We start from the raw sequence: 13,002 nt of genomic DNA on the forward strand, positions 1-13,002 counted from the left end.
ACTTGGAGCGCACTGCACACCGAAGTCTCCCGTTCGTGCCCGGACAACCGGGTGCGAACGGGATGGACCACCGTGAAGTACCGCACCATGGGCGCCGATCCGGACAACCGCCGCGCGGTCAGCGTGCTCGCCCTCGGCGCCGTGCTCTTCGGCTCGCTCACGGACGAGCGGACTCCTTCCGCCGTCCTCGACCGCCATGTCGAGGCCGGCGGGACCTTCGTCGACACCTCGGACGACTACGCCTTCTGGGTCGACGGCGGCCAGGGCGGCCACGGCGAGGATCTGCTCGGCCGGTGGCGCGCGACCTGGGTGCCGACGCCCCTGCGGCGGACCGACAGGCCCTCGTCCACCAGGGACTGGATGGCCTGGCGGACCGTGGGGCGCGACAGGCCGAGGCGGACGGATGGATCGACCTCGTCGCCCAGCCGATCGCCCGGCGAGAGCACCCCGCCTGCGACGGCCGCCTCCCACTGCTGGACGAGCTGGTGGTGGAGCGGCCCGGGGCTGGTGCGGTCGCGTGCGAACCGTACGGCGGCGAGCCCGGAGGCAGCCAGAAGTCATGGTGTCCTGTCCCTCCCGGCCCGCACCGTAGGACTTTGTATGTACATTAGGACCTGCGTGCAATGATGTCTTGACAAAGTATTGACACTGGGCGCGCCAGGGGATTTGATCCCGTCCCAACAATGCCTTTCCCCCATCGCACAGTGAGGTGCAGGAAAGATGGACCGCTCTCGCAGAATCCCCTCCGCTCTGGCCGTGGCAGCGGCGGCGGCCCTCGTCCTCGCCGGCTGCTCCAGCGGCTCCGGCGGCAAGAAGGCCGAGGAGGGAGCGGACGGCGCCTCGGCGGGCAAGGCCACCACCCCCCGGATGACGGTCGCCCTGGTCACCCACCAGGCGCCGGGCGACACCTTCTGGGACATCGTGCGCAAGGGCGCCGAGGCCGCCGCCGCAAAGGACAACATCAAGCTGGTGTACTCGGCCGACCCCAACGCCGGCAACCAGGCCAACCTGGTGCAGAACGCCATCGACCAGAAGGTCGACGGCATCGCCGTCACCCTCGCCAAGCCCGACGCCCTGAAGGACGTCCTCGGCAAGGCCGAGCAGGCCGGCATACCCGTCGTCGGCCTCAACTCCGGCCTGAGCGACTGGAAGCGGCTCGGCCTGCTGCAGTTCTTCGGGCAGGACGAGAACGTGGCCGGCGAGGCGCTTGGCAAGCGGCTCAACGAGGAGGGCGCGAAGAAGGCCGTCTGCGTGATCCAGGAGCAGGGCAACATCGGCCTCACCCAGCGCTGCGACGGGGTGAAGAAGACGTTCGAGGGAACCACGGAGATCCTGAACGTCAACGGCACCGACATGCCCTCCGTGAAGTCGACGATCACCGCCAAGCTGAAGCAGGACGGCGCCATCGACCACGTCGTCACCCTCGGCGCCCCCTTCGCGCTGACCGCGGTGCAGTCCGTCTCCGAGGCGGGCAGCAAGGCGAAGGTCGCGACCTTCGACCTCAACAAGGACCTCACCGGCGCCATCCAGCGCGGCGACATCGAGTTCGCCGTCGACCAGCAGCCCTACCTCCAGGGGTACCTCGCCGTCGACGGGCTGTGGCTGTACAAGAACAACGGCAACTACAGCGGCGGCGGTGAGCAGCCGGTGCTGACCGGCCCCGCGTTCGTCGACCGGTCCAACGTCGAGCGGGTCGCCGGGTACGCCGCGAAGGGGACCCGGTGATGGGCACGACCCAGCAGGCCGCGCCGGCGGTGACCACACCGCCGGCCCCCGGCCCCCGGCACACCGACGGACGCACCCGGGAGCGGCCCCTGGTGCTGAGGCTGCTCGCCCGGCCCGAGGTCGGCGTCTTCCTCGGCGCGGTCGCCGTGTTCGTCTTCTTCCTGATCGCCGCGCCCTCCCTGCGCCAGGGCGGGTCGATGGCCACGGTCCTCTACCAGGCGTCGACCATCGGGATCATGGCGCTGCCCGTGGCGCTGCTGATGATCGGCGGCGAGTTCGACCTGTCGGCCGGCGTGGCCGTGATCACCTCGGCTCTCACCGCGGCCATGCTCAGCTACCAGCTGACCCTGAACGTCTGGACGGGCGTGATCGTCGCGCTCGTGGTGTCGCTCGCCGTCGGCGCGTTCAACGGCTGGATGCTGGTGAAGACGGGGTTGCCGAGCTTCCTGGTCACCCTTGGCACCTTCCTGATCCTCCAGGGCGTCAACCTCGCCGTCACCAAGCTGGTCACCGGCAACGTCGCCACCGACGACATCAGCACCATGGACGGCTTCGACCAGGCCAGGGCGCTGTTCGCCTCGTCCTTCGACGTCGGCGGCGTCCAGGTGAAGATCACTGTGGTGTGGTGGCTGGTCTTCGCGGCCCTGGCCACCTGGGTGCTGCTGCGCACCAAGTACGGCAACTGGATCTTCGCCGTCGGCGGCAACAAGGAGAGCGCCCGGGCGGTCGGCGTCCCGGTGACCTTCACCAAGATCAGCCTCTTCGTGGTGGTCGGCTTCGGCGCCTGGTTCGTCGGCATGCACCAGCTGTTCTCCTTCAACACCGTGCAGTCCGGCGAGGGCGTCGGCCAGGAGCTGATCTACATCGCCGCGGCGGTGATCGGCGGCTGTCTGCTCACCGGCGGACACGGCTCCGCGATCGGCCCGGTCTTCGGAGCCTTCATGTTCGGCATGGTCCAGCAGGGCATCGTCTACGCGGGCTGGAACCCCGACTGGTTCAAGGCCTTCCTCGGTGTGATGCTGCTCGGTGCCGTCCTCATCAATCTGTGGGTGCAGCGCACCGCGACCCGGAGGTGACCGCCATGACCACCGCCCACGGAGCCCTGCTCCCGGACACCGCCCCCCGGCAGCAGGGCGCCCTCGTCGAACTGCGCCGCGCCGGCAAGTCCTACGGCAACGTCCGCGCCCTGTACGGCGTCGACCTCGCCGTCCACCCGGGCCGGGTGACCTGCGTGCTCGGCGACAACGGCGCCGGCAAGTCCACCCTCATCAAGATCGTCTCCGGGCTGCACCAGCACACCGAGGGCGAGTTCCTCGTCGACGGCGAGCCGGTGCGCTTCTCGACCCCGCGCGAGGCCCTCGACAAGGGCATCGCCGCCGTGTACCAGGACCTCGCGACCGTCCCGCTGATGCCCGTCTGGCGCAACTTCTTCCTCGGCTCCGAGCTCACCAAGGGCCCCTGGCCGGTCCGCCGTCTCGACATCGCCCGCATGAAGCGGACCGCCGACGAGGAACTGCGCGCCATGGGCATCGTCCTGGACGACCTGGAGCAGCCCATCGGCACGCTCTCCGGCGGCCAGCGCCAGTGCGTGGCGATCGCCCGCGCCGTCCACTTCGGCGCCCGCGTGCTGATCCTGGACGAGCCGACGGCGGCCCTCGGCGTCAAGCAGTCGGGCGTGGTGCTGAAGTACATCGCCGCCGCGCGCGACCGTGGCCTCGGCGTCATCTTCATCACCCACAATCCGCACCACGCGTACATGGTCGGCGACCACTTCAGCGTGCTGCGCCTCGGCACGCTCGAACTGAGCGCCGACCGCAGCGAGGTGAGCCCGGAGGAGCTGACCAACCACATGGCGGGCGGCACCGAACTCGCCGCGCTCAAGCACGAGCTGGCGCAGGTGCGGGGCGTCGACGTCGAGGAACTCCCCGAGGCGGAGGACCTCACGGCGCCCGCGACGGCACCCGACGCCCCCGCGGCGTCCCCCACCCCGCCCACCGCCGCACCGGCCTCTCCCGAAGGGACCCCCTGACATGGCCGACACCCCCGTCCTCGACCGCATCCGGGTCGGCTCGGCGCCGGACTCCTGGGGCGTCTGGTTCCCCGACGACCCCCGGCAGGTGCCCTGGGAACGCTTCCTCGACGAGGTCGCCGAGGCCGGCTACTCCTGGATCGAGCTGGGACCGTACGGCTATCTGCCGACCGACCCGGCGCGGCTCACCGACGAGACGGACAGGCGCGGCCTGAAGGTGTCGGCCGGCACCGTCTTCACCGGCCTGCACCGCGGACCGTCCGTCTGGGAGTCCACCTGGGAGCACGTCAGCCAGGTCGCCGACCTCACCCGGGCCATGGGCGCCGGGCACCTCGTGGTGATCCCCTCGTTCTGGCGCGACGACAAGACCGCCGAGATCCTGGAGCCGCCGGAGCTGACGGCCGAGCAGTGGGCGTACCTGACCAAGGGCATGGAACGCCTCGGGCACGAGGTCAAGGAGACGTACGGCCTCGACATCGTCGTCCACCCGCACGCCGACACCCACATCGACACCGAGGAGCACGTCGAGCGCTTCCTCGACTCCACGGACTCCGAGCTGGTCAACCTCTGCCTGGACACCGGGCACTACGCCTACTGCGGCGGTGACAGCGTCAAACTGATCGAGACGTACGGCGAGCGCATCGGCTACCTGCACCTCAAGCAGGTCGACCCGGAGATCCTCGCGGACGTCGTCGCCCACCAGGTGCCGTTCGGGCCCGCCGTGCAGCGCGGGGTGATGTGCGAACCGCCCTCCGGCGTCCCCGAGCTGGGGCCGGTCCTCACGGCCGCCCAGAACCTGGGCGTGGAGCTGTTCGCGATCGTCGAGCAGGACATGTACCCCTGCGAGCCGGACAAGCCGCTGCCGATCGCGGTCCGCACCCGGAAGTTCCTGCGCTCCTGCGGCGCCTGACGAGCGGCCAGGGGCGGCCGGTGGGCGGCGGTCACCGCTCGTCCGCGGGCCGCCCCCGCCCTCGTACCACCAGCACTCCGCCCACCACGGCGAGCACGAAGCCGGCGGCGGTCGCCGCGATCGGCACCGTCCGGCCGACCGCGCGCAGCCGGGCGCCGTCCGCCTTCGCCTTGTCGACGGCGAACCTCTGCGTGTCCGGGGTGTGGCTGAGCCTCCTGACGTCCAGCAGGACCACGGCGTCCTTCGTCGCACCCGGGGCGCGCAGGGTCTGGCGCGGGCCCAGCCGGGCGTACAGGACGCGGCCCGTGGCCTGGTCGACGACCAGCTTGATGCCGTGGTTGGAGTACCACTCCTCGGCGAACACCTGCGCGGCGCCGGGCCGTCCGACCAGGGCGCCCGGCACCTGACGGGTGCCGATCCTGGTGGGCGGGACCGTGCCCGTGAAGACGTACCCCCGGTAGCCGCGGATCCTCTCGGTGCCCCGGTAGGCGAGCGTGACCGTCGAGCCGAGCTGGCTGTCCCACCAGCGGTACGGGCGTTTCTGCACGTCGAACGGGAACTTCAGGTAGGCCTCGCCCTCGTGGTACGGCTGCTCCCGGCAGCAGTGCGCGGGCCGGTTGGTCCTGCGGTCGGTGACCCAGCGGGCGGTCGAGAAGTCCAGCGCGTCGTGCGGGTCGGCGGCGGGCAGCGACTTCTGCGTGTCGACCGTGGTGACCACGTCCCACACCGCCCGGTCGCCGTCGCTGTCACCGACGTCGCCGCGCACCCGCTGCGTGACGGTGACGGGCCGGTCGTGGACCGTCTCGGTCGCCTCGACGTCGAAATAGCTGCCCTGGCCCCGGTAGACGGCGGTGACGTCGATGTCCACCGGGTTCACGGCCGCGCGCGGCGTGACGTACCACACGAGCATCGGCGCGAGGACGAGCAGGAAGACACCCAGGCCCAGCAGGACCAGGGAGAGGGGTGAGGCGCTACGGCGCATCCGGCACTCCAGGGTGTTGGCTGCCCCGGGACCGTAGGCCCCGGCGCCGCGCGGCGTCTACGCACCGGAGTGACAAACCAGTTGCGGGCACCCCTCATGGACACACCAAAATGGCGCCCACCGCCAGCCGACCCCGGAGGCCCCGTGATCTTCCGCACCCTCACCGAGTCCGGTCTCGACCGCGTCCTCGCCCTGCTGCCCGCCGGCCAGGTCGGCGTCTGGGCCGACGCGGACCTCTTCCGGAAGCGGCTCGCCACGGGTGAGTACCGGCCCGAGTGGACGTGGGTCGCGGAGGAGACCGGTGAGCCGCACGCCGTGGCGGTGTGGTGGGGCAACCCCGGTGACGAGCGGCCCGGCGCGCTCGACACCCTCAACGCCGTCGCGTCGCCGGCTCGTACGGATGTCGCCGCCGAGCTCCTTGCCGCGGCCCACACGGCCTTCGGGCAAGCCCGGCCGGAGTTCCATCTGCTGCTGCCCGCCGACTGGCGGGAGCGCCCGGACGTCGTCGCCGACCTCGGCTGGCGGCGGGAGGCGGCCCGGCGCGCCGGTCTCACCACGGCGGTCGAACGACTGCGCTACGAGTGGACCCGCGACAGCGGCGTCCCCGCGCCGTCCCGCCGGCTGCGCTTTCGCCCCGAGGCCGACGACGAGGTCTTCGCCGGCCTGTTCCGCCGGGTGCTCGACGGCACGCTCGACGCCGCGTCCCGGGCGCAGGCGCTGGCCGTGGGCGCCGAGGCGCAGGCCCGGGCCGACGTCGCCTTCTACCGCGACTCGATGCCGGGTGAGCGCTCCTGGTGGCGGGTGGCCGAGGACGCGGGCGGCCGTACGGTCGGCTTCGCGCTGCCCTCCCGCAACACCGGCTCGCACGTCGTCGGCTATCTGGGCGTCCTGCCCGAGCAGCGCGGCCACGGCTACGTCGACGACCTGCTCGCCGAGATCACCCGCGTGCTCGCGCAGGAGGCCGGCGCGGACGTCGTCCGGGCGGACACCGACCTGACGAACCACCCGATGGCCGCCGCCTTCGACCGCCTCGGGTACCGGAACGTCGCCAGGCGGCTGGTCCTGTCGGCGGCGTGAGGCGATGAGGCCGCGGGGCCGGGGCGGGGTTCGTGCGTGTCGGCGTGGCGGAAGGCGTCCTGCGGGTGTGCGGCGGGCCGGGTGGGTGGGCCGGTGCCGTCGTACGGCTGCGTCCGACGGGCGCGGGCGCCCGCCGTGTGCGAGATTGCCGACTGAGGGAGGTCGGGAGCGAGTCGCTGTCCCTCACACGTGCCGCTCGGGTACTCGCCCCGGCCTCCTCCCGCCGTGACGTCCCACGACCCGGGGGTTCGACCCGATGGCCCTGCACCAGACCAGCCGCCCGGCGCCGGACCCCGCCGACGACGTGTACACCCTGCCCATCAGCGAGCAGGAGCTGCCCAAGCACCGGATGCCCGACGGCGTGTCCGACGCCCGCGCCGTGCGGGCCCTCATCCACGACGAGCTCAGCCTGGACGGCGACGCCTCGCAGAACCTGGCGACCTTCTGCACCACCTGGGCGGAGCCCGAGGTGCACCAGCTGATGGACGAGTGCCTCGGCAAGAACATGGTCGACAAGGACGAGTACCCGCAGACCGCCGCGATCGAGAGCCGCTGCGTCCACATGCTCGCCGACCTGTGGAACTCCCCGGACGGCGCCACCACCCTCGGCTGCTCCACCACCGGCTCCAGCGAGGCCGGCATGCTCGGCGGACTCGCCCTGAAGTGGCGCTGGCGGGAACGCCGCCGCGCCGCGGGCAGGCCCGCCGACCGCCCCAACCTGGTCGTCGGGCCGGTCCAGGTGTGCTGGAAGAAGTTCGCCCGCTACTTCGACGTCGAACTGCGCCAGGTCCCGCTGGAGAAGGACGCCTTGGGCCTGCGCGCGCACCAACTGCGCGACCACGTCGACGAGAACACCATCGGCGTGGTGGCGATCCTCGGCGTCACCTACACCTGCGTCTACGAGCCGGTCGCCGAGATCGCCGCGGAACTCGACCGCATCCAGCAGGACACCGGCCTCGACATCCCGCTGCACGTCGACGCGGCCAGCGGCGGCTTCGTCGCCCCGTTCCTCCAGCCCGACCTGGTGTGGGACTTCCGGCTGCCCCGCGTCGCCTCCATCAACGTCTCCGGCCACAAGTACGGCATGGCTCCCCTCGGCGTCGGCTGGGTCGTCTGGCGCTCACCCGACCTGCTCCCCGAGGACCTGGTGTTCCGCGTCTCCTACCTCGGCGGCGACATGCCCACCTTCGCCCTGAACTTCTCCCGCCCCGGCGGCGAGGTCGTCGCCCAGTACTACAACCTGCTGCGCCTCGGCCGCGAGGGCTACGCCAAGGTGCACGGCGCCTGCGCGCGCACCGCCCGGATGCTCGCCGAACGGGTCGCCGCGATGGGCCCCTTCACCGTCCTCTACGACGGCCAGGACGCCCTGCCGGCCGTCACGTGGACGCTGACCGGGCCCGACGCGAGCCCCTTCACGCTGTACGACATCACCGACCAGCTGCGCCGCCGGGGCTGGCAGGTCCCGGCGTACCCGCTCGCCCCCGGGCGGCAGGACACCGTCGTGCAGCGCGTCCTGGTACGGCACGGCACCAGCTACGACAAGATCGCGCTGCTCGCGGACGACCTGCGCGCCGCCGTCGGACACCTCAGCGAGGGACCGACGTCCCATGTCGCGCGGCGGCCGGCGTTCCACCACTGAGCCGGACGACGCGGACCTCCTCGACGCGCACGGGCCGGTGCTCCTGGAGCGACAGCGTGCACGCCTCCGCGATCCAGCCCGCCTCGAGCGCGTCCGCGACCGTGCACGGCGAGGGCCGGGTCCCCGCGACGACCTCGGTGAACGCGGTGAGCTCGGCGCGGTAGGCGGCGGTGAAGCGGTCCATGAAGAAGTCGTGCGGGGTGCCCGCCGGGAAGGTCACCCCGGGCTCCACCGATCGCAGCGGCAGCTTGTCCTCCAGGCCGACGGCGATCGAGTCCCGGAAGCCGTGCAGCTCCATCCGCACGTCGTAACCCCGGCCGTTGTGGCGGCTGTTGGAGATCACGGCGATCGTGCCGTCGTCCAGCGTGAGCAGCGCGCCCGTGGTGTCGGCGTCGCCCGCCTGTGCGATGTACTGCGCGCCCCGGTTGCCGCCGACGGCGTACACCTCGGTCACCTCGCGGCCCGTCACCCAGCGGACGATGTCGAAGTCGTGCACGGAGCAGTCGCGGAAGATGCCGCCGGAGGCGGCGATGTACGCGGCCGACGGCGGCGCCGGGTCCAGCGTGGTCGACCGGACGGTGTGCAGCTCGCCCAGTTCACCGGAGAGCACGGCGTCCCGCGCGGCGACGAACCCGGCGTCGAAGCGCCGGTTGTACCCGATCTGCACCGGCACGTCCCGGCCCTGGACGGCCTTGAGCACCGCCACACCCTCGGGCATGGTGCGGGCGACGGGCTTCTCGCAGAACACGGGCACGCCCGCGTCGACCGCCGCGAGGATCAGCGCGGGGTGGGCGTCGGTCGCGGCGGCGATCACCACGCCGTCGACGCCGGCGGCCAGCACCGCCTCGGGCGAGTCGGCGACCTCGGCCCCGAACCGCTCGGCGGCGGTCTTGGCCGCGTCCGCGAACGGGTCGGCGAGGACGAGCGACTCGACCGCGTCGAGTCCGGAGAGGGTCTCGGCGTGGAAGGCGCCGATGCGGCCGAGGCCGAGGATTCCGATGCGCATGAGGGTGTTGCTCCTTGGGGCTCGTATGGGGGCTCGTACGAGGGTGGAGGGCGGCGTCAGCCGAGTCCGCCGAGGACGTTCTGGTCCCAGTCGATCACCGATCCGGTGACCACTCCCGACCGGTCGGAGAGCAGCAGGACCACGAAGTCGGCGATCTCGTCCGGTTGGCCGAGCCGGCCCATCGGGAGCCTGGCGGCGGCCTGTTCGCGCCAGTCGTCCCCGGCGCCGTGGAACGCGCGCTGCGTGGCGTCCTCACCCTCGGTCGCGGTCCACCCGATGGTGAGGCCGTTGATCCGGATGCGGTCCCAGCGGTGGGCGTGCGCGGTGGTGGGGGTACCGCCCGCGCGAGCGAAGGCATTCGGATGGTCGTCCGCGTCGGTCGTCCGTTCGACGTGCGCCCGGAAGGCGTCGAGGTCGCAGTCCCGACCGGACGGCCAGGCACCGCGGTGTACGGAGGCGAAGGACATCGGTGTCCTCTCGGTGGCGGGGTGGCGCAGCAATGACGGGGTGGAGGGGCGGTGACGGGGTGGAGGGGCGGTGACGGGGTGGAGGGGCGGTGACGGGGTGGAGGGGCGGTGACGGGGTGGAGCGGCGATGTCATTCTTGTCATTACAAACCCCTCGAACAATCAGCAGGAACCCATCAAAAACCCTTCAAGGAGCCGTCCGTGGGCCACCCCTTCCCGATCCGGGAGATCGCACGCCAGGCAGGACTGAGCGAGGCCACCGTCGACCGGGTCCTCAACGGGCGGGGCGGCGTGCGCGACAGCACCGCCCAGGAGGTCCGCCGCGCCATCGCCGACCTGGACCGGCAGCGCACCCAGGTCCGGCTGGTCGGCCGCACCTTCATGATCGACATCGTGATGCAGGCGCCCGAGCGGTTCTCCACCGCCGTACGCGCCGCCCTGGAGGCGGAGTTGCCGGCCCTGCACCCGGCCGTGGTGCGCTCGCGGTTCCACTTCCGGGAGACCGGCCCGGCCGAGGAACAGGTGGACGTCCTGGACCGGATCGCCCGGCGCGGCTCCCAGGGCGTGGTCCTCAAGGCCCCCGACGTCCCGGAGATCACCGCCGCCGTGGCCCGGCTGGTCGCGGCGGGCATCCCGGTCGTCACCCTGGTCACCGACCTACCCGCCAGCGCCCGCATCGGCTACGTCGGCATCGACAACCGGGCGGCCGGCGCGACCGCCGCGTACCTGGTGGGCCAGTGGCTCGGCGACCGTCCCGGCCATGTGCTCACCAGCCTCAGCAGCGGGTTCTTCCGCAACGAGGAGGAGCGCGAGATGGGCTTCCGCGGCGCGATGCGCGCCCGGCACCCGCAGCGCACCCTCGTCGAGATCGCCGAGGGACAGGGCCTGGACACCACGCAGTACGACCTCGTCCGCGCCGCCCTCGAAGGCGACCCGGACATCCGCGCGGTCTACTCGATCGGCGGCGGCAACATCGCCACCCTGCGCGCCTTCGCGGACCTGGGCCGCGAGTGCGCGGTGTTCGTCGCGCACGACCTCGACCACGACAACACCCGCCTGCTGCGTGAGCACCGCCTGTCCGCCGTGCTCCACCACGACCTGCGGCAGGACATGCGCGAGGCCTGCCACCTGGTGATGCGCGCGCACGGCGCGCTGCCGCCCGCCGGGCCCATCCTGCCGTCGGCGATCCAGGTGGTGACGCCGTACAACATGCCACCGCAGGCGGCGGCCGTGTGACGTCGGAGCTCTCCCGGGGCGTGACCCGGGCGTGTATCCCCGCTCGCCGGTCCGCGGCTCCCTACCGTCCTGGGCATGTGGAAATCGATCCCGGACGGCGGACCCGAGCGGCTGGTGGCGCTCGCCGACGGCGTCTTCGCCATCGCCATCACCCTGCTCGTTCTGGATCTGTCCGTGCCGCGGGACCTGAACTCCGAGCAGTACCACGAGGCGTTGCTGGAGCTGCTCCCCGACCTCGGGGCGTACGCGCTCAGCGTGGCGGTGCTGGGCGGGTTCTGGCGCGACCACCGCAGGATCTTTGGCGCCGTCCAGCAGGTGGACGGCCAGCTCGTCTTCGTCTCCCTGCTGGGCCTGGGCGTCGCGGCCCTGCTGCCCTTCCCCACCCGGCTGCTCTCCGACTACGGCAGCGAACCCGTCTCGCCCGCCCTCTACGCGACGGCGGTCGCCGCCCTCGGCGCCTGCCATCTGCTGCTGGGCGTCCTGCTGGCCAGGCGTCCCTGGCTGCGCGCCGAGGGCGCCCCCGAGACGGGCACCGGGCTTCAGCTGCTCGACCCCGCCGCGACCGTCGTAATCTTCCTGCTCACCGTCCCGCTGGCCGCCCTGGTGGGGTCCGCGGCCATGTACTGGTGGCTGGCCCTGATCCCCGTCAAGGTCTTGATCGGCCGACGCGTCCGCTGACGCGCTCGGTCACCGCCGCGCGTCCACGGCGACCCAGCCGCCGCTCTCCGCGGAGCGCGCCATCGCGTCCAGTACGACGGCGCTGTGCACGGCGTCCGCCGGCGTGGCCCCGTAGGGGGTGCCCTCGGCGACGGAGCGCAGGAAGCGGTACGCCTCGATCACCTTCAGGTCGTCGAAGCCCATGGCGTTGGCGGCGCCCGGCTGGAAGGCGGCGAACTCGCCGTGCCCCGGGCCGACGTACACCGTGCTCACGGGCTGGTCCTGGTAACCGGTTCCCCGGCTGATCCCCAGCTCGTTCATCCGCCGGAAGTCCCAGAACACCGCGCCCTTGGTGCCGTGCACCGCGAAACCGTAGTTGTTCTGCTCGCCGACCGAGACGCGGCAGGCCTCCAGGACACCCCGGGCGCCGGAGGCGAAGCGCAGCAGGCAGCTCACGTAGTCCTCGTTCTCCACCGGGCCGAGGACGCCGCCGGTGGCCCGGGAGTGGCCGGCGGTGGCGCCGGTGGGGCGGGCCCGCTCCGGGACGAAGACCGCCGTGTCGGCGGTGAGCGACGCGATGTCGCCGAGCAGGAAGCGGGCCAGGTCGGCGCCGTGCGAGGCCAGGTCGCCCAGCACCCCGCTGCCGCCGCGCTCCCGCTCGTACCGCCAGGTCAAAGCGCCCTCGGGATGCGCCGCGTAGTCGCTGAACAGCCGGATCCGGGCATGCGTGACCGTGCCGATCTCACCGGAGGCGATCAGCTCACGGGCGCTCTCCACGGCGGGTGCGTTGCGGTAGTTGAAGCCGACCGCGCCCTGCACACCGGCCTCGGCCACCGCGTCGGCGACCGCGCGGGCGTCGTCGGCCGTGAGGCCGACCGGCTTCTCGATCCAGAGGTGCTTGCCGGCCCGGGCCATCGCCACACCGATCTCGCGGTGCAGGAAGTTCGGCGCGGTGACGCTGACCGCCCGCACGCGCGGATCGGCGGCCACCTCGCGCCAGTCGCGGGTCGCCGAGGCGAACCCGAACTGCTCGGCGGCCTGCTCGGCCCGGCCGGGCACCTCCTCGGCGACGGTCACCAGTTCCGGACGCAGGGCGAGGTGCGGATAGTGGTGCGGCAGGCGGGCGTACGCCTGGGTGTGCACCCGGCCCATCCAGCCGAATCCGACGACGGCTACACCGAGCGTCCTCACCATGGCAGCGCCCCTCTTTGGACCGGTCCACATCACGTCCACGCCACCTTGGGTGCGCATTCCGCGAGGTGTCAACCCCTTTGA

Annotated in this window: 11 protein-coding genes and 3 pseudogenes; 9 read left to right on the plus strand and 5 right to left on the minus strand. The window is 72.2% G+C overall.

Going from position 1 to position 13,002, the window contains the following annotated elements; all coding sequences use genetic code 11:
* Window positions 1-72: 72 nt before the first annotated feature.
* Window positions 73-300 (plus strand): annotated as a pseudogene (locus tag IPT68_RS32045) (aldo/keto reductase); the annotation flags it as partial.
* Here IPT68_RS32045 and IPT68_RS32050 read toward each other — a convergent pair.
* Window positions 282-554 (minus strand): annotated as a pseudogene (locus IPT68_RS32050) (GntR family transcriptional regulator); the annotation flags it as partial. The pseudogenes IPT68_RS32045 and IPT68_RS32050 sit on opposite strands and share 19 nt — an antisense overlap.
* Window positions 555-720: 166 nt before the next feature.
* Between IPT68_RS32050 and IPT68_RS32055 the strand changes: the two are divergent.
* The 4 genes from IPT68_RS32055 to IPT68_RS32070 are packed head-to-tail and all read left to right on the plus strand — an operon-like array spanning window position 721 to window position 4,664.
* Window positions 721-1,725: a sugar ABC transporter substrate-binding protein gene (locus tag IPT68_RS32055; RefSeq protein ID WP_189701042.1), complete on the plus strand. Its 1,005-nt coding sequence runs from the start codon at window positions 721-723 to the stop codon at window positions 1,723-1,725.
* Window positions 1,725-2,801, plus strand: a complete 1,077-nt coding sequence (locus IPT68_RS32060; RefSeq protein ID WP_189701041.1) for an ABC transporter permease — start codon at window positions 1,725-1,727, stop codon at window positions 2,799-2,801. Before IPT68_RS32055 ends, IPT68_RS32060 begins: the two co-directional genes overlap by 1 nt.
* 5 nt (window positions 2,802-2,806) lie before the next feature.
* The gene (locus IPT68_RS32065; RefSeq protein WP_189701040.1) at window positions 2,807-3,754 is read left to right on the plus strand and encodes an ATP-binding cassette domain-containing protein; all 948 of its coding nucleotides are present in this window, start codon (window positions 2,807-2,809) and stop codon (window positions 3,752-3,754) included.
* 1 nt (window position 3,755) lies between these two features.
* Window positions 3,756-4,664 carry a sugar phosphate isomerase/epimerase family protein gene (locus tag IPT68_RS32070; protein WP_189701039.1) on the plus strand — a complete coding sequence of 303 codons (909 nt, stop codon included), beginning with the start codon at window positions 3,756-3,758 and terminating at the stop codon, window positions 4,662-4,664.
* A gap of 31 nt (window positions 4,665-4,695) precedes the next feature.
* On the opposite strand, the gene IPT68_RS32075 is transcribed toward IPT68_RS32070, so the two are convergent.
* Entirely contained in the window at window positions 4,696-5,646 is a 951-nt protein-coding gene (locus IPT68_RS32075; RefSeq protein WP_189701038.1) for a DUF3068 domain-containing protein, read from the minus strand.
* Between the two features lie 144 nt (window positions 5,647-5,790).
* Here IPT68_RS32075 and IPT68_RS32080 point away from each other — a divergent pair, with 144 nt between their 5' ends.
* On the plus strand, window positions 5,791-6,723 hold the full coding sequence (locus tag IPT68_RS32080; RefSeq protein WP_189701037.1) for a GNAT family N-acetyltransferase: 933 nt from the start codon (window positions 5,791-5,793) through the stop codon (window positions 6,721-6,723).
* 256 nt (window positions 6,724-6,979) lie between these two features.
* The gene (locus tag IPT68_RS32085) at window positions 6,980-8,362 is read left to right on the plus strand and encodes a glutamate decarboxylase (RefSeq protein WP_189701036.1); all 1,383 of its coding nucleotides are present in this window, start codon (window positions 6,980-6,982) and stop codon (window positions 8,360-8,362) included.
* Here the strand turns inward: IPT68_RS32085 and IPT68_RS32090 are convergent.
* Together IPT68_RS32090 and IPT68_RS32095 are read right to left on the minus strand one after the other, a co-directional pair.
* A complete protein-coding gene (locus IPT68_RS32090; protein WP_189701035.1) occupies window positions 8,310-9,368 on the minus strand; it encodes a Gfo/Idh/MocA family protein in 1,059 nt (352 codons plus the stop codon). The genes IPT68_RS32085 and IPT68_RS32090 overlap by 53 nt on opposite strands.
* A 56-nt stretch (window positions 9,369-9,424) precedes the next feature.
* Window positions 9,425-9,709, minus strand: a pseudogene (locus IPT68_RS32095) (SDR family oxidoreductase); the annotation flags it as partial.
* 326 nt (window positions 9,710-10,035) lie between these two features.
* Between IPT68_RS32095 and IPT68_RS32100 the strand changes: the two are divergent.
* Together IPT68_RS32100 and IPT68_RS32105 are read left to right on the plus strand one after the other, a co-directional pair.
* The gene (locus tag IPT68_RS32100; protein ID WP_189701034.1) at window positions 10,036-11,070 is read left to right on the plus strand and encodes a LacI family DNA-binding transcriptional regulator; all 1,035 of its coding nucleotides are present in this window, start codon (window positions 10,036-10,038) and stop codon (window positions 11,068-11,070) included.
* Window positions 11,071-11,145: 75 nt separating this feature from the next.
* Window positions 11,146-11,748 (plus strand): TMEM175 family protein, encoded by a 603-nt coding sequence (locus IPT68_RS32105; RefSeq protein WP_189701033.1) that lies wholly within the window; start codon window positions 11,146-11,148, stop codon window positions 11,746-11,748.
* Window positions 11,749-11,757: 9 nt separating this feature from the next.
* Here IPT68_RS32105 and IPT68_RS32110 read toward each other — a convergent pair whose 3' ends face one another.
* On the minus strand, window positions 11,758-12,921 hold the full coding sequence (locus tag IPT68_RS32110) for a Gfo/Idh/MocA family protein (RefSeq protein ID WP_189701032.1): 1,164 nt from the start codon (window positions 12,919-12,921) through the stop codon (window positions 11,758-11,760).
* Between the last annotated feature and the right edge of the window lie 81 nt (window positions 12,922-13,002).

This window comes from Streptomyces chromofuscus (assembly GCF_015160875.1).
In the GTDB taxonomy this organism is placed as follows: domain Bacteria; phylum Actinomycetota; class Actinomycetes; order Streptomycetales; family Streptomycetaceae; genus Streptomyces; species Streptomyces chromofuscus.